Annotated in this window: 15 protein-coding genes; 7 read left to right on the forward strand and 8 right to left on the reverse strand. The window is 27.5% G+C overall.

What is annotated here, in order from left to right; translation table 11 throughout:
• Positions 1 to 58: 58 nt before the first annotated feature.
• From fusA to WC168_RS00180, 6 genes are all read right to left on the reverse strand, one after another.
• Complete coding sequence (fusA, locus tag WC168_RS00155) at positions 59 to 2167, reverse strand: elongation factor G (protein WP_372616875.1); 2109 nt, start codon at positions 2165 to 2167, stop codon at positions 59 to 61.
• A gap of 9 nt (positions 2168 to 2176) precedes the next feature.
• The gene (gene rpsG, locus WC168_RS00160) at positions 2177 to 2644 is read right to left on the reverse strand and encodes a 30S ribosomal protein S7 (RefSeq protein ID WP_066160186.1); all 468 of its coding nucleotides are present in this window, start codon (positions 2642 to 2644) and stop codon (positions 2177 to 2179) included.
• A 15-nt stretch (positions 2645 to 2659) separates the two neighbouring features.
• The gene (gene rpsL, locus WC168_RS00165) at positions 2660 to 3040 is read right to left on the reverse strand and encodes a 30S ribosomal protein S12 (RefSeq protein ID WP_066160183.1); all 381 of its coding nucleotides are present in this window, start codon (positions 3038 to 3040) and stop codon (positions 2660 to 2662) included.
• A 189-nt stretch (positions 3041 to 3229) separates the two neighbouring features.
• On the reverse strand, positions 3230 to 3850 hold the full coding sequence (locus WC168_RS00170; protein WP_372616877.1) for a type II secretion system protein: 621 nt from the start codon (positions 3848 to 3850) through the stop codon (positions 3230 to 3232).
• A complete protein-coding gene (locus WC168_RS00175; protein ID WP_372616879.1) occupies positions 3847 to 5043 on the reverse strand; it encodes a hypothetical protein in 1197 nt (398 codons plus the stop codon). Before WC168_RS00175 ends, WC168_RS00170 begins: the two co-directional genes overlap by 4 nt.
• A gap of 3 nt (positions 5044 to 5046) precedes the next feature.
• Entirely contained in the window at positions 5047 to 5616 is a 570-nt protein-coding gene (locus WC168_RS00180) for an aminodeoxychorismate/anthranilate synthase component II (protein WP_066407782.1), read from the reverse strand.
• Positions 5617 to 5772: 156 nt separating this feature from the next.
• On the opposite strand from WC168_RS00180, the gene WC168_RS00185 reads away from it, so the two are divergent.
• From WC168_RS00185 to WC168_RS00200, 4 genes are all read left to right on the forward strand, one after another.
• Positions 5773 to 6780: a Fe(3+) ABC transporter substrate-binding protein gene (locus WC168_RS00185; protein WP_066407780.1), complete on the forward strand. Its 1008-nt coding sequence runs from the start codon at positions 5773 to 5775 to the stop codon at positions 6778 to 6780.
• Positions 6771 to 8342: an ABC transporter permease gene (locus WC168_RS00190; RefSeq protein WP_372616882.1), complete on the forward strand. Its 1572-nt coding sequence runs from the start codon at positions 6771 to 6773 to the stop codon at positions 8340 to 8342. Before WC168_RS00185 ends, WC168_RS00190 begins: the two co-directional genes overlap by 10 nt.
• Positions 8339 to 9271, forward strand: a complete 933-nt coding sequence (locus WC168_RS00195; RefSeq protein WP_066160169.1) for an ABC transporter ATP-binding protein — start codon at positions 8339 to 8341, stop codon at positions 9269 to 9271. The genes WC168_RS00190 and WC168_RS00195 overlap by 4 nt, the downstream gene beginning before the upstream one ends.
• Positions 9272 to 9510: 239 nt before the next feature.
• The gene (locus WC168_RS00200; RefSeq protein ID WP_372616884.1) at positions 9511 to 10335 is read left to right on the forward strand and encodes an alpha/beta fold hydrolase; all 825 of its coding nucleotides are present in this window, start codon (positions 9511 to 9513) and stop codon (positions 10333 to 10335) included.
• A gap of 30 nt (positions 10336 to 10365) precedes the next feature.
• Here the strand turns inward: WC168_RS00200 and WC168_RS00205 are convergent, their stop codons facing one another.
• Positions 10366 to 13041, reverse strand: coding sequence for an autotransporter domain-containing protein (locus WC168_RS00205; protein ID WP_372616887.1), 2676 nt, complete (start codon positions 13039 to 13041; stop codon positions 10366 to 10368).
• A 202-nt stretch (positions 13042 to 13243) separates the two neighbouring features.
• On the opposite strand from WC168_RS00205, the gene WC168_RS00210 reads away from it, so the two are divergent.
• Together WC168_RS00210 and WC168_RS00215 are read left to right on the forward strand one after the other, a co-directional pair.
• A complete protein-coding gene (locus WC168_RS00210) occupies positions 13244 to 14872 on the forward strand; it encodes a sensor histidine kinase (RefSeq protein ID WP_372616889.1) in 1629 nt (542 codons plus the stop codon).
• Positions 14873 to 14876: 4 nt separating this feature from the next.
• Positions 14877 to 15512 (forward strand): response regulator transcription factor, encoded by a 636-nt coding sequence (locus WC168_RS00215; protein WP_372616891.1) that lies wholly within the window; start codon positions 14877 to 14879, stop codon positions 15510 to 15512.
• 24 nt (positions 15513 to 15536) lie between these two features.
• Here the strand turns inward: WC168_RS00215 and WC168_RS00220 are convergent, their stop codons facing one another.
• Positions 15537 to 16079, reverse strand: coding sequence for a hydrolase (locus WC168_RS00220; RefSeq protein ID WP_372616893.1), 543 nt, complete (start codon positions 16077 to 16079; stop codon positions 15537 to 15539).
• Between the two features lie 294 nt (positions 16080 to 16373).
• Between WC168_RS00220 and WC168_RS00225 the strand changes: the two genes are divergently transcribed.
• Positions 16374 to 17372 carry a virulence RhuM family protein gene (locus WC168_RS00225; protein WP_105908371.1) on the forward strand — a complete coding sequence of 333 codons (999 nt, stop codon included), beginning with the start codon at positions 16374 to 16376 and terminating at the stop codon, positions 17370 to 17372.
• Positions 17373 to 17405 lie beyond the last annotated feature (33 nt).

Below are 17405 nucleotides of genomic sequence, written 5' to 3' on the forward strand. Positions count from 1 at the left end.
ATAAAAAAAGGGAATATGCAAAAGCACATCCCCTTTTAGAAAAACTTAATTTTTTAAATTATCCATTTCTTTTTTTAATAATCTCTTCAGATACATTTCTTGGAACCTCTTGGTATGAATCAAACAACATTGAGTATGTTGCTCTACCTTGAGACATAGATCTTAAATCTGTTGAGTAACCAAATAGTTCTGATAATGGAATCATAGCAGTAACAAGTTTGATACCTGCTCTGTCATCCATAGATTGAACTTGTCCTCTTCTTTTATTACAATCTCCAATAACGTCTCCCATGTACTCTTCTGGAGTCTCAATTTCAACTTTCATCATTGGCTCAAGTAAAACAGCACCTGCAGCTGCACTTCTACAACCTTGTTTGAATCCCATTGAAGCAGCTAATTTAAACGCCATTTCAGATGAGTCAACTTCGTGGTAACTTCCATCATAAAGTGTAACTTCAATATCAACCATTGGGTAACCAGCTAAGATACCACCTTGCATTGCTTCAAATGCACCTTTTTCAACAGCTGGAACATACTCTTTTGGTACAACCCCACCTTTAATTTCATTATTGAATTTAAATGTTGGTTCACTTCCAGCAGGAAGAGGTTTAATCTCTAAGTAAACATGTCCATATTGACCTTTACCTCCAGATTGTTTTGCATATTTGTACTCTTGTTTAACAGCATTTCTAATAGTCTCTCTATATGCAACTTGTGGAGCACCAACTTCAGCTTCAACTTTAAACTCTCTTTTCATTCTATCTACAAGAATTTCAAGGTGTAATTCACCCATTCCAGAAATAATAGTTTGACCTGTTTCTTCATCAGTATTTACTCTAAATGATGGATCTTCTTCAGCAAGTTTTCCTAAAGCAATACCCATTTTTTCTTGGTCAGCTTTTGTTTTTGGCTCAACAGCAACACTAATAACTGGATCTGGGAAATCCATTCTTTCTAGAATTACTGGATCTTTTTCGCTTGCTAGTGTATCACCTGTAACTGTATCTTTAAGACCAACAACTGCACCAATTTCTCCAGCATAAAGTTCTTTAACCTCTTCTCTTGAGTTTGCATGCATTTTAAGTAATCTTCCGATTCTCTCTTTTTTCATTTTTGTAGAGTTTAATACATAAGTTCCAGACTCTAAAATTCCTCTATAAACTCTTGTAAATGTTAATTGTCCAACAAATGGGTCAGTCATAATTTTAAATGCTAAAGCTGCAACTTCACCTTTATCAGTTGAAGGAACTATTACAGCTTCACCATCTTGAGTTTCACCTTTAATATCAGCAACCTCTGTTGGAGCTGGTAAATACATAGCAACAGCATCAAGAAGTGGTTGAATACCTTTGTTTTTAAACGAAGTTCCACAAACCATAGGAGTAATTTCCATAGCTAAACATCTTTTTTTAATTCCAGCTGTGATTTCCTCTTCAGTTAACTCTTCGCCACCAAGGTATTTATCCATTAACTCATCACTTGACTCAGCAGCAGCTTCTACAAGTTTTTCTCTGTATTCAGCAGCTGTATCAACTAAATCAGCAGGAATATCTTCAATTTTATACATCTCACCTGGTTGTGCATCAAGAGTATAAGTATAAGCTTTCATTTTTACTAAATCAACCATTCCTCTAAATTGGTCTTCTGCACCAATTGGAATTTGAAGTGGAACTGGATTTGCTTTTAATCTATCTCTTACTTGATTCATAACATTAAAGAAGTTTGCACCTGTTCTATCCATTTTGTTTACATAGATAATTCTAGGAACTCCATACTTATTTGCTTGTCTCCAAACTGTTTCAGATTGTGGTTGAACCCCACCAACTGAACAAAATACTGCAACAGCACCATCAAGAACCCTCATTGATCTCTCAACTTCAATAGTAAAGTCAACGTGACCTGGAGTGTCAATGATATTTATTTGTAGTTGCTCATTTGTTTTTGGGTGATTCCAAAAACAAGTTGTAGCAGCAGAAGTAATTGTAATACCTCTTTCTTGCTCTTGCTCCATCCAGTCCATTGTTGCTGTACCTTCATGAGTCTCACCAATTTTGTGAGAGATTCCTGTATAAAAAAGAATTCTCTCAGTACTTGTTGTTTTTCCTGCATCAATGTGTGCAGCAATACCAATATTTCTAACTCTATTTAAGGGTACTTTTCTTGCCATATTTAATTCCTACCATCTGTAGTGTGCAAATGCTTTATTAGCCTCTGCCATTCTATGTACATCTTCTTTTTTCTTAAAAGATGCTCCTCTTTCGTTTGCAGCTTCGAATAGTTCGTTTGCAAGTCTTTCTACCATTGTTCTTTCATTTCTTTTTCTTGAAGCATCAATAAGCCATCTTAGTGCTAAAGTTTGTCTTCTTACAGCTCTAACTTCAACAGGAACTTGGTATGTAGCTCCTCCAACTCTTCTACTTCTTACTTCTAAAAGAGGTTTAACATTCTCTATTGCTCTTTCAAAAAGTTCAATACCTTTTTCTTCACCTCTTTTATCAAGGTTGTCAATTGCACCATAAAGGATTTTTTCTGCAACAGATTTTTTACCATCTAGCATAATTGCATTAACAAATTTTGTAATAACTTTACTATTGTAGATAGGATCAGCCATTACTTCTCTAACTGGAGCTTTTCTTCTTCTCATTTTCTATCCTTCTACTTATTTTTTAACTTTTGGTCTTTTTGTACCATATTTAGATCTAGATACAGTTCTGTTATTAACTCCAGCACTATCTAACGCACCTCTTACAATGTGGTATTTAACCCCAGGTAAATCTTTTACTCTTCCCCCTCTTACTAACACAATTGAGTGTTCTTGAAGGTTATGACCCTCTCCACCGATATATGAAATAACTTCAATTCCAGTAGTTAATCTAACTTTTGCAACTTTTCTTAAAGCTGAGTTAGGTTTTTTTGGAGTTGTTGTATATACTCTTGTACATACTCCTCTTCTTTGTGGACATTTTTTTAAAGCTGGTGATTTTGATTTCTCAACCACTTTTTTTCGCTCTTTTCTAATAAGCTGTTGTATAGTAGGCATTTCTTTCCTTTATAATATTTGGTTTGAGTAGCTATAGCCCTACTCATGCTTCTCGTAATTTTCAAAATATATTTGAAACGATACTACCATTCTAGGAAACCTTTGAGTGTTTTCTAAAAAAGTTTTGCATTATATCTAATTGCTCTTAAACTTTACTTTATTAAAATATTCAAAACTAGATATTTTAATCTAAAATCTATTTATAAAACCAGTTTTAGGATAGATTATTATCTCTTTTTCATAATTATTATCTGAAGTAAATTTTATAAAACAAGGTTTTGTTATCTCATATTCATAAGTTTCATTATCAACATTTGATAATCTTGAATATACTCTTCCATCTTCACCAAAAGAGATTTGTCCAAGTGATGTTGTACTATTACAAGATATATCTACACTTTTTACATTGTAGTTTCTTAAAAGTGTAAAAGAGCTATATTTATCATCATCTTTACAAAAATTTGAATTTGTAATATATCTATTTGTTAGTGGGTCTTTTAAAGCTTCCTCTTTATTTGCATGACTTTTTTCATTTATATCAGTATAAATTGAGATATAAACTCCACCACCTTCGTTTTCTCTGCATCTTAAAAATTTCATTGTCCATCTTTGTTTATGCCAAGTAGAATTTTCTAAATCCGTTTTATCATCAATTAAAGCTTTATATCTTAAAAAATTAAGATATAACTCTATTTTAGAGACAAATAGATTAAATTTATAAGTTGAATCTTTTATATAAATAGTTGAATAAATTATTGAAAATATAATTAAAATTATAATAAGTTCTAAAATAAAAAATGACTTCTTCATAGTTTTTTAAGGTAAAAAGTCAGCATCTCTTTACCAAAATATGTTATTACAATTTTTTCATCATAATTATAAAATTCATGTGAAGATAAAAAATAATCCTCTTTATCACCAATTTTATAAAATCTTAATCTCAAAGCTAAAACTTTATCACTAGTAACAATATTTTCAACTCCTCTTGATTTTAACTCATTTGCCAACTCTTTTGCAAAATGGTACTCATTTGCAAAGTGTTTTGTTGGTTTATCTAAAATTAGATAAAGTGGTTTATTTACAAAAGTAAACAGAACATTTAGAAATAGAAAAAATAGTACAAAATAGGCAAAAATATTGTAATTTCTTCTAAACTCTTTTAATCTAACTCTATATGCGTGAAAAAATATAACCATCATTGAAGGTACAAAAATTACAACAAATGGAGCAAAATCTTCAATATAAACTTTTTGTCTAAAAGATAATATTATTGACAATACCAATGCTGTAGCACTTATATACCAGATTAAATCAACTTTTTTATTTACAGCTGTTCTATATATTGCATACAAAAAGTATAAAAATAGTATTGGAGAAAAGATAGCTGCATATATTCCAAATGTATCAAGCAAAAACCCTTTTGGAGTCCCTTCAACTGTGAATTCATAAACGAAAAATGAGATAATTGCTAAAGCCAAAGATATAGACATAAGCTTTTTATCACTATCTCTAAATGAGTATAAAAATAGTGCTACAAACAATATAGCAAATGAGTTATCAACTAAGAGTAAAAATGGTAAAAGATAGTATAGATGTTTATTATAAGTTTTATAATAGTAGATATATACAAGTGTGAAAAATGTAACAACTATTGCACTATTTACAAGAATGGCTGCACTTAAAAGTCCAGGTAGAAATATAAAAATTAAAATTGTAATAAATCTATCTTTTGGTAGCTTAAAGTAATCATCTGTAATTTTATACATTAAAATTACACTTAAAAAATAGAAAATTACAAAAGGAAATCTAAGTGCTAAATCATTTTGTCCAAAAAAAACTGTAGATATTTTTATTAAAAGTGTTAAAACAGAAAAATTTTCAAAGTAGTTTAGAGCCTCTTTATATGAGATACTTAATACATCATTTACTTGAATAAACATCATAAATAAAATGAAAGCTAGAACAATATAAAAAAGAGTGCTATAGGCTACTTTTGAAAACATAATTTAAACCTTTAAAAAATTTTCAAACATCTTATGTCCATATTCGCTTAATATAGACTCAGGATGAAATTGTACTCCAAAAACATTTTTATCTTTAATCTCTAAAGACATAATCTCATCATCATCCAAACTTTTTGAAGTAACTATTATCTCTTCTGGAAGATTTTGTTTTTCAACTATTAAAGAGTGATATCTTGTTTGTGTAAACTCATTTGGTAAACCATCAAATATCTTTGTATCTTTTAATACTTTTATTTTTGAAGTTTTTCCATGCATCAAATTTTTTGCACGAACTACTTTTGCTCCAAAAGCTTGTGCTATTGCTTGATGTCCTAAACATATACCAAAAATTGGTTTTTTGCCACTAAAATATTTTATTACATCTAAACAAACTCCAGCTTCATTTGGAGTAGCTGGTCCTGGAGAGATTATAATTTTACTTGGATTTAACTCTATAATCTGCTCTAAAGTTAACTCATCATTTCTTACTATTTTCAAATCAGCTTTTAGTTCTAAACAGTATTGAACAATATTGTAAGTAAAGCTGTCATAATTATCAATCATTAAAATCATAAATTTATTTTCCTATTAAAAAATGTGTTATTATACCAATTATTTATAAATTTAAATAAAAAATATCTGATAATCATTCTTAATACTAAGTTACTTCAAAGCTTTGTTACTATAATATTTCGAAATTTCAAAATAGATATAAAAAAAGGAGATAAAATGTTTAAGAAAATAGCGCTAGTTTCAATATTTTTTTCATCAATACTTTTTGCTTCAAATGAAGTAAATGTATATTCACAAAGACACTATGATTCAGATAAAAAGATATTTAAAGATTTTGAAAATAAAACAGGAATTAAAGTAAATCTTGTAACTGCAAAAGCTGAAGAGCTTGTTTCAAGACTATCAATTGAGGGTGCAAATAGTCCAGCTGATATTTTAATAACTGCTGATATTGGAAATTTATATTTAGCAAAACAAAGAGGATTAACTCAAAGTGTTAGCTCAAAAACTTTAAATGAAAATATACCAACTCACTTAAGAGATGAAGATGGTAACTGGTTTGCAATTACAAAAAGAGCTAGAATTTTTGTTTATAATCCAAAAAATGTTAATAAAGCAGATTTGGGTGACTATTTTAGTATTACAAAACCACAATTTAAAGGAAAAGTAATAACTAGAACATCAACTCACGCATACAATAAATCTCTTATGGCTTCAATTATTGCTCATCATGGAGAAGAGAAAGCTTTAGAGTTTGCAAAAGGGCTTTCAGATAATTTTGCAAGAAATCCAAAAGGAAGCGATAGAGATCAAATTAGAGCTGTGGCATCTGGTGAAGCTGATATTGCTATTGTAAACTCTTATTATCTTGGAGTTATGGCAAATAGTGAAGATAAAATAGATGCACAAATTGCAAAAGAGTTAGCCATATTTTTCCCAGCTCAAGAGACAACAGGAACTCATATAAATATCTCAGGAGCTAGTATTACAAAGTTCTCTCCAAATAAAGATAATGCTATAAAATTAATTGAGTATCTAACAAGTATTGAAGCTCAAGGCGAATTGGCTCAAGGAAATTATGAATACCCTGTAAATCCAAAGGTAAAACCAGCTGGAACAGTTGCTTCTTGGGGAGAGTTTAAAGAGGATACAATTCCTTTAAATGAAGTTGGAAAATATACACAAGAGGCTGTAGAGATAGCTTCTAAAGGAAGATGGAGATAAAAAGTTTTAAAAAATACTTAGCCCCAATTTTGGGCTTAAGTATATCATTTCCTATTATTATATTAATACTTTACTTCTTTATAAATAGCTCTTTTTCTAAAACTTTTTTAGAAGATGGTTATATTTATGAATATAGTAAAAATAGTACCATATTACTTATTGGTACACTTTTTGGTGTACTAATTTTAGGAACAATTACCTCATATTTAAGTGCAAGATTTACATATTTTGGAAGCAAGTTTTTTGCTTTGTGTTTTGTACTTCCTTTAGCATATCCAGCTTATATTTTAGGTTACACTTATGTTGGATTTTTTGAGTATAGAGGAATATTTTCTCAAATATTTTCAAATCCTGCTTTAAAAGTTGATATCTTAAATATGTATGGAGCAATTTTTATATTCTCAATTGCAATGTTTCCTTATGTTTATATCATGGCAAGAGTATCTTTTGGCTCTATTTCAAAATCTATTTTTGAACTTGTATCTTTACAAAAAATAAGTTCTACAAAAGCCTTTTTCAAAATATATCTTCCACTTGCATATCCAGCACTTTTTGGTGGAGCACTGCTAGCACTTATGGAAACTTTAAGTGATTATGGAACAGTTTTATATTTTGGAGTTGAGACTTTTAGTGTTGGTATTTTTAAAAGTTGGTTTGGACTTGATGATTTAGTTGGAGCTATAAATGTAGCTATTGTTCTTCTTATTTTTGTATTTTCACTTCTTTTAGTAGAGTACAATATTAGAAAAAAACTTCGTTTTTCAAGCTCAACAAATAGTAGCGAAAAAGTATCAAAAATAGAGCTAAAAGGAAAAGAGAACTTTTTTGCATTTTTAATCTCTTTTATAGTTGCTTTAATTACTCTTTTTATTCCAACATCTATTTTAATTTATTGGGCATTTTTAGATATTTTTACACTTGATTTTACAGCATTTGAGTATCTATTTAATACTTTAAGTTTAAATATAGCTTCAAGTTTGTTTATAATATCTTTAGCATTTTTAATAGTATATTTTTTAAGATTTTTCCCAACAAAAATATCATACGCAACTCATAAATTATCAATGCTAGGTTACTCAATTCCTGGAGCTGTTGTTGCTGTTGGATTACTTATTATCGCAAATTTTATAGATAGAAGTTTAGGAGTGATGTTTTTTGGTGGCTCATTTATAGTGTTGATTTTTGCATACACTACAAGATATTTTGCAGCAAGTGTTGGAAGTGTTGAAAACGGTTTTAGCAAAATTCCATCATCTATTGATGATGTATCAAGAATATTTTGTGAAAATGAAGCCAAATCAATATTTAAAATCTATCTTCCAATATTAAAACCGTATTTATTAAGTGGATTTTTAATTTTGTACATAGATATTGCAAAAGAGTTACCAGCAACTTTGATTTTAAGACCATTTAACTTTGATACTTTAGCAGTTAGAATTTATGAATTAGCAAGTAATGAGATGCTTTATAAAACAGGTTTCCCATCACTTATTTTAGTAACCACTACTGCAATTGCAGTTATATTTTTAGCTTATAAACCAAAAAGAAGAAAAACAAAATGAAAAAAATAGTTGAAATAAAAAATTTAAGAAAAATATTTTGCAAAGGTGATATTTGTGTTGCAAATAGCATAAATTTTGATTTATATGAGGGTGAAATATTCACAATTTTAGGAACAAGCGGAAGCGGAAAAACTACTTTTTTAAGAATGTTAGCAGGACTTGAAAAACCTGATAGTGGAGAGATAAAAATAGATGGTAAAGTTGTTTTTGATAATAAAACAAATATAGAACCAAACAAAAGAGAAACTGCAATTGTTTTTCAAAATTATGCTCTGCTTCCTCACTTAAATGTAGCTTCAAATATAGTTTTTGGAAGCAATGCTAGTAAAGATGAATTAAAAGAGATTTTAGAAAAAACAAAACTAAAAGGTCATGAAAATAAATATCCACACGAACTAAGTGGTGGACAGCAACAACGAGTTGCACTAGCACGAGCTTTGATAAACAAACCAAAAATTCTTCTTCTTGATGAACCTTTAAGCAATATTGACACAGAGCTTAGAAATATTTTAAGAGTTGAGTTAAAAGAGACAATAAAAGAGTTTAATATAACTGCACTATTCATTACTCACGATAAAGAGGATGCCTTTTTCTTATCTGATAGAATTGCTATTATGAATGGTGGTGATATTTTGCAAACTGGAACTTGCAAAGAGCTTTATAATAGACCAGTTGATCTATATTGTGCAAACTTTTTAGGAAAAGTTACAAAGATTGATGAGAACTTATATATAAGACCTGAAAATATAAAAATATCAGATGATGGTGATATTGAAGGTGTTATAAAAGAGATAATTTTTTATGGAAACTTTTATGAAGTTGTTGTTTTTGCAAATAATCAAGAGTTTTTAATACATAGCTTTGATGATACAATTGAAGTTAATCAAAAAGTAAAACTAAAACTTGAAAATAGAGTTATAAGATTTTAATCTTTTTCAATTTCTACAAATTTCTCTGTTTGAACATCAACTTTTAACTTTTTTGTATGCCTTGCATGCCCAAGTTAATTCATCTTAACAATTTTTAAAATTCATCTACTAAGTATTATTTTGTTAGGATTTTACACTAAGCTTACGAAGGAGAAAAATGAATTTAGAGATAAATTACAAAACTATATATAAACTATTTGTAATAGGGAGTAGATTTAAGTAAAATGTTAAAATCCTTTATGAAAAATATGCTATTTGTTTTTTTTTCTTTTATATTTGTCTCTTGTTCTTCTAAAATACCTTCTGTAAAGGAGAGAACGAACAGTGCTTTATCTTTGGCTTCAAAAAATAGTTTAGAAGAACTTATTATAAATAACACAAGTTTTAATATCTTCTCTTTGCAATCCCAAAGTATAAATTGTGAAAATAGAACTTTGAATATCTATATAGAAGGAGATGGTTTAGCTTGGATAAGTAAAAATCAAATTTCATTAAACCCAACACCAATTAGTCAAACAATTTTAAAACTATTATCTCTTGATAACAATAAATGCAAAGTATATCTTGCTAGACCTTGCCAATATGTAGAATCTTCAAATTGTAAACAAGAGTATTGGACAAATAAGAGATTTAGTAATGAGATAATAGATATTTTTGATGAAGTCTTAAATAATTTAAGAACTAAATATCAAAATAGAGATTTTAATCTTATTGGATATTCTGGTGGTGGAGCAGTTGCCACACTTTTAGCTTCAAAAAGAGATGATATTAAAAATCTAATTACAATAGCTGGAAATTTAGATATAGATAAATGGGTAAATATTCATAATATTTCAAAACTAGAAGGTTCTTTAAATCCAGCAAATTTTACTTCAACTCTTGAAAATATAAAGCAGATTCACATAATAGGAAATGATGATAAAATAGTTCCAAAAGAGATATTTTTATCTTATTTTTCAAAGTTTAGTAATAAAAAAAATATAGAGTATATTTATACGAATTCAAATCATAGTTGCTGTTTTGAAACTACTTTTAAAGAAGTTTTAAACAAAATAGAAAAATAGACTAAGGCTAAAAAGCCTTAGTTTAAAATACTAAAATTTATATCTATAGTTTAAAGCTAAACCATGATTAGTATATTTTGAACCTTCACCTTGGAAGTTGTATGAAAGATTGATATTATTTTGATTATTTACATCTACATCATACCCTAAACCTGCTACATATTTCCATCTTCCATTATCTATACCTTTTGTATCAAAGCTATTTGATGGAGCTGCTGAAAAAGATGATGTTACAATATTATTATCGTTTTTAAAATCATAGCTAACACCAGCCAAAGCAGTTATTTTTGAGAAATCATTTATTTTATAACCCATATTTAATTCAGCATTTCCCAAAAGCTCTGAAGAAGTAAATTTATTTGTAGTAATATTTGCACTTGAACCCGTTTCACTATAGTTAGGATTTGAGTAGTGTTTATATGTAACTCCTAATTTTGGTTCCATGTGAAGTGATTCATTTATATTAATTTTATGTCCAACACCTAAATCAAGAGATAAAATTTTTGTAGTAAACTTTGCATTTGCTTGAGTTCCATCAAATAAATCTCTTTTGCTATCATTTTTTTGCCAAGTATATGCACCTTGATAGTAAATAGTTGTTTTATTATCTTTTAGAAGATTGTTTCCATAAAGAGCTAGTGAATAAGCATCTACATTTGTTTTTTGACTTACGCCATTTATATCAACATTTGCATTTGTATAAAATAATCCTGTTCCAAGAAGCTGACCATCTTTGTACTCATTTTCATATCCAAGACCTAGTCCATAAGTTTTTAAATCAAAACCATTGATACCATCTTTCTCTTTTTGCTCTCCTAAAGAACCATATAATTTAGTCCAAAGAGTACTATTTCCTAAAACCATCTCATCTCCTGAGTTTGCTCCACTTCCAAGTCTGCTAGAGATAACATTTGATACAGATGATGATATTTGAGAAGAAGTATTTGAAATAGCTGCTGCTATTGTAGGAGTTAATGTATCTAAGGCTCTATTTAAATCTGCTGCATCTAAAGGATCCAATTTTGCAACTAAACTACCAAATGTTGGATCATTTCTTAGCTTAGTAAGAACTTGCGATACATTTGTAGCATTTCCTTGAGTATTTCCAGCTTCTTCAAAAGCGTTTACTTTGCTTACTACTAAATCTATATATTTTACATTATTATTGGCAGCCGAAGGTTTTACTTCTACCTCTTCAAACTCTAGTGTAGCAGAGTTTACTTTTAACTCATTTATAGTTAGGCTATTTGTAGCTGATATAACTTGCTCTAGTTTATCGCCTTTTACAAAAGCTTTTGAACCAGCTTCAACTCTTACATTTAGTTTTGAACCTGCATTAAAAGTAGCATTTTCTGTGAGTATTTGAGTATTTTCTATTTTACTATTTGAGTTTTTAAAAGCACCAATTTCAATTGTTCCAGAGTTTGTAAAATTTCCAAAATTTGGTTGAAAAGATATAGTTTGTTCTCCATTTCCATCATTATCATCAAAAGTTCTAAATGTTTTTGAGTTAGCATTATATGGTAAATAGATAGAACCTTTGTTATTAAAAGTTGTATCTCCATATAGAATAACACTCCCGTGTATTTCCCCACCAGCTTTATTCAATACAGTTGATTTATCTGAATTTACAAATAAAATAGCAACGGCCTCTTTATCTAATTTATTATTTATTGTTGATTTTATTGTTCCACTATTCTCAAGAATTAAACTATTAGCCTCTTCTATAGAGATAGCTTCTGCATAAGCCTCAAGTTTTTCATTTTCTTTATTAGAATTTACTAAAATACTACCATTATTTTCAATTGTACTTTTATTTGAATGATCTATTATGATAGCAAAAGAATCTGCAAAACTTTCATCTTCTGAATTATTTATTACAGTAGAATTTGCTTCTATTGTTCCTTTATTTATAATTTGTGAATTGTTTAAAGAATCTAATTCCATTCCTGCTGAATCAGCAATTACTCCTTCTGAGCTTACAGAAATTGTTCCATTATTAATAATTTGAGAATCATTTATATTAAAGTCATAAGATGTTATTCCGTATGATGATACTAATTTTCCTTTTGACGATACTAAAATATCTTTATCATTTATAATTTCTGAATTATTAAAATTTAAATTTCTATTTTGAGAAGCGAACCAACCATCTAAGTGAATACCCTGTAAATATAAATCATCTCCAGTTGCTTTTAAGTTTATAGTACCAGTATTTTTTATACTAGAAGCTTGTGCATCTCTTACAGCAATTCCATTTAATGTTGCATCAGAGTTTAAATTAGAGATAATATTACCTTTGTTTTCAACTCTTGAATTTACTAAATTTGAAACATCTATTCCATTTATATTTACATCATTACTGCTATCACCTAAAATATTTATATTCCCATTATTTATTATTTGAGAATTTTCTATTTCCTTTGCATTTATTGCAGTCCAATCATCTATAATATTTAATGAAGAAGTATTAGTAAAACTTGAACTTTCAGAATTTTCAATATCAAGTCGATTATTATTATTACCTTTATTAATTAATTGGCTATTATTGCTCAAATAATATGTATTTATTTTATAATTATTATCTATCTCTAAAGTTTGATTGTTTAGAATAGTACCTGGTGATGCCGAAAGTGAAACAGCACCTAAAAGCATAGTTGAAAGTAAAAAAGATACTTTACTTGTTTTTGAATAATCTATTTTCATAAATTATTTTCTCCTTTTGTTTTTATTTTGAAAGTTTAATAATACATAATCTATGTGACATTTGTGTGATAATTTTGATACAAAATTGATATTTTTCAAAATTCATTTACTTAAGTGTTGTTTTGTTACTATTTTCAAATTTTTATAAAGGAAAAACATAAAAAATATAGCAGATAAAATATTGTTAAATAAAAATATTACTATGAAGAATATGAGTTCTTATATTCCTAAATCTTCAACATTTTTATTTATTATAATTTCTATTTTTTTATTATTTATTTTTATAAGCTACTTTTTATTGTATATAAATTTAAGTGATAACCATAAAAAAAATCAAGAGATAGTATTTTACAAAATACAAAAAGATACTAGTATATTTTTAACAAAGCTACTATTTAAGTTTTCAAATAAAAAAGAGATTTTACTTGAAAAACATAAAGAAGTTTTAAAATATTTAGATAAAAATTCTTATGATACATCTTTGGATGAAATTTATAAAAAGATAAATCAAGGTTTACCAGACAAGCCTTATAACATTTATATAACAGATGAAAATCTAGTTATAAAAAATACAACAGTGCCATCTGATATAAATTTTGATTTAAGTTTTGCAAAATATCTTTTTGACAATCATAAGCAAAATAATCTAATAGGTGTTTCCCCTCCAGTTTTTGAGATGTTTTCTCAAAAGATGATAAGTTATTCAGACTCATATTTACAAAATTCAAATAGAGTTTTACAAATAAGTTATACTTATGATGATTTGGATAAAGATTTAGAAGATTTAAAACAAAGTATTAATGAAAATACAAATATTATAAATACAAATGCATATATTATTTTTAACGATGGTTATATTGGAGATTTTATTTTTAAAAATATAAAATCATATAAACCTAGCTTAGAAGAGATAGAAAAAAGAATTGAAAAAGGCAAAAAGCTTTTTGATAGCTTTGATAAGAATCTTAAGTATTTTAAACAAAATAGTGAAAATAAAACATATTTTTTACTAGAACACAGTCCAATATTTGATGAAGCAAAAATAGTTTACAGTATAGTTTTTGATGAAAAATATTTTAATCAACAAATCTTTATCTTAAATTTATTGTTTTTTATTATCTCAATTTTAGGAGTTGTTACTATATACATTATAAATAAAGTTAGAGAAAAAGAGTATATTTTGAACTACAAAGATAAATTTATTGAGCATTCAATTCATGAAATAAATACTCCACTTTCAATAATTAATATAAATTTACAACTTAAAAATGAGAATTTAGGAGTTGATAAATATTCCAAAAAAATTGAAGGAGCTTTAAGAACTTTGAAAAATTCATATGAAGATATGAGTTTTTTGCATACAAAATCAAAAATAAAGTATAAAATTGAACATTTGAGTCTAAAAAGTTTTTTGCAAGATAGAGTTAAATATTTTGAACTAATTGCTCAAACTCAAAATAGGAGTTTGTATTTAGAAGTTACAAATGATTTAATTATTGATATTGGCCGTATTGAATTAGAGCGATTGATTGATAACAATATCTCTAATGCTGTAAAATATTCTGAAATTGATACAACGATAAAAATTATTTTAGAAGGAAATATTTTAAAATTTATCTCTAAGGGAGATAAAATAAAAGATAAAGATGCAATTTTTAAAAGATACATAAGAGAAAATAAAAGTTTAGGTGGACATGGAATTGGCCTGTCTATTGTAAAAGATATTTGTGATAAATATAGTATAAAAATAGAAGTTATCTCTAAAAATGGAGAAAATATATTTTTGTACACTTTTTTGCCACAAATAAGTCACACAAATAAAGTAAAATAATTTTATGAAAAAAATATTTTTACTTGAAGATGATTTCTCTTTAAATGAATCAATAAAAGATATGCTAGAAAACGATGGTTTTATTGTTGACACTTTTTATAATGGTCAAAAAGCATTTGATAATCTTTTAGGAGAATACATTTTATATATTTTTGATATAAATGTACCAAATATAGATGGCTTAGAGTTGCTTGAGAAGTTAAAAAATATCAATCCTAGTGCAAAAGTTATTATAATAAGTGCAAATATAGATATAGATAAAATTACACAAGCCTATGAAAGAGATTGTGATGATTATATAAAAAAGCCTTTTGACTTACAGGAGTTTAGACTTAAAATAAGAAAAATTACAAATCATTATGAGATAGAAAAAATAGAAAATCTTTTTTTTAATATGAGAAAAAGAGTTTTGTATGAAAATGAAATTGAGATAAATCTTACAAAATCAGAGAGAAATTTACTATATTTATTGATAAATAATAGAGGTGAAAAAATAACTCATAACCAAATAGAAGAGTTTGTATATAATGGAGTTTCTAAAACTTCAGTAGCTGTAAGAACTTTGATAAAAAGGCTTAGAGCAAAACTTCCAAAAGATAGTATAAAAAATAGTTTAGATGAAGGGTATTATATAAAATAGTTTTGCCCCAAAATGGGACAAAGGCTATTTGATTAAATTTGATATTGCTTTAAAGTTTGGATTCTTTGAATCTAAAGTTAGCTCAAATAAAATTGATTCATAAGTAGTTGGAATTGCACCTGCTTGAACTAATCTTTTTATTGCCATTTTGTGGTCAAGCTTTGTTCTACTTCCACAACAGTTTGTTACTAAAATTACATTAAAACCATTTTCAAGTAAATCAATACAAGTTTGAAGAACACAAACATGAGTCTCTATTCCAGCTACTACAATATTTTTTTTACCAGATTTTTTAAAAGCATTTAAAATGTCACTATTTTGACATCCTGAAAAGGTAGTTTTTTCATAGGCTTCATACTCATTTACAAGCTCTTTTAAAGGCTCTATTGTTTCCCCAATTCCTTTTTTGTACTGCTCATTTACAATAATAGGAACATCTAAAGTTTTCATACCCTTTACAAGTATTGGAAGAGTTCTTAAAAGCTCATCTTTGTTTCCAATATGTGGGAAAAGCTTTTCTTGAACATCAACTAAACAAAAAAGTGTATCTTCAATTTTTATTCTCATATTTTTTCCTTTAGCTTTAATTTAAATAATATAAAAATAGAATATAGCAAAGAAAAATAGCTACTATCTAGCTTTTTGTTTTTAAAAATATTAAAATATTTGTTAATCTTTTTTTAGATAAAATCTAAACTATTTAAAAAAAGGATACTGCTTTGACAATTAAAGAGATTTTAATTCAAAACAAAATAAAAGAAGAATCAAATCAACTTTTAGATTTGGCAAAACAAGCCGTTGAAATTGCTATTTAAAAAGATGAAGAAGAGGCAATAAATTTTATTTCTAATAGGAATTAATATGTCAAATATAATTATTTACAATACTCAAGATGGGGAAACTTCTGTTTCACTTTTGGCAAAAGATGGTATGGTTTGGATGAGTCAAATGCAAATTGCAGAGCTATTTGCAACTACAAAACAAAATATTAGTTTGCATATTCAAAATATTTTAGAAGAAAAAGAGTTGGAGCAAAATTCAGTTGTCAAGGAATACTTGACAACTGCCAATGATGGTAAAAACTACTCAGTTACACATTATAGTTTAGAGATGATTTTAGCTATTGGTTTTCGTGTAAGAAGTAAAAGAGGAACACAATTTCGTCAATGGGCAAATAAAAATCTAAAAGAGTATATGATTAAAGGTTTTGTAATAGATGATGAAAGATTAAAAAATCCAGATGGAAAACCTGACTATTTTGATGAATTACTAGAGAGAATTCGTGATATTAGAGCATCTGAAAAAAGATTTTATCAAAAAGTTAGAGAACTTTTTACCCTTAGTAGCGATTATGATGCAAGTGATAAATCAACTCAACTATTTTTTGCACAAACTCAAAATAAACTACTGTTTGCTATCACAGGACAAACAGCAGCAGAGATTATTATAAATCGTGCAGATGATAACAAGCCAAATATGGCACTTACAAGTTTTAAAGGCTCAAAGGTTAGAAAAGAAGATATTTACATAGCAAAAAATTACCTTACATCAGATGAACTTGATAGTTTAAATAGATTTGTAATTGTATTTCTAGAAACAGCAGAATTAAGAGCTAAAAATAAAGAAGATATTACTATGGATTTTTGGAGAGAAAATATAGATAAGATTATAGAGTTTAACGATAAAGAAGTCTTGAAAAACAATGGAACTATAAGCTATGAACAGATGAAAGAAATGGTAGAAAAAGTCTATAAAACTTTTGATAATAAAAGAAAAAAACAAGAAGCTATCGAAGCTGATTATATAGATTTAGAAGAGTTAAAAAAGATTGAAAATTTAGCTAAATCTAAAAAAAGCTAGATATTATCTAGCTTTTTAAAATTTCCAAAACAA

Origin of the sequence: Aliarcobacter sp. (assembly GCF_041672065.1) — a bacterium.
Classification (GTDB): domain Bacteria; phylum Campylobacterota; class Campylobacteria; order Campylobacterales; family Arcobacteraceae; genus Aliarcobacter; species Aliarcobacter skirrowii.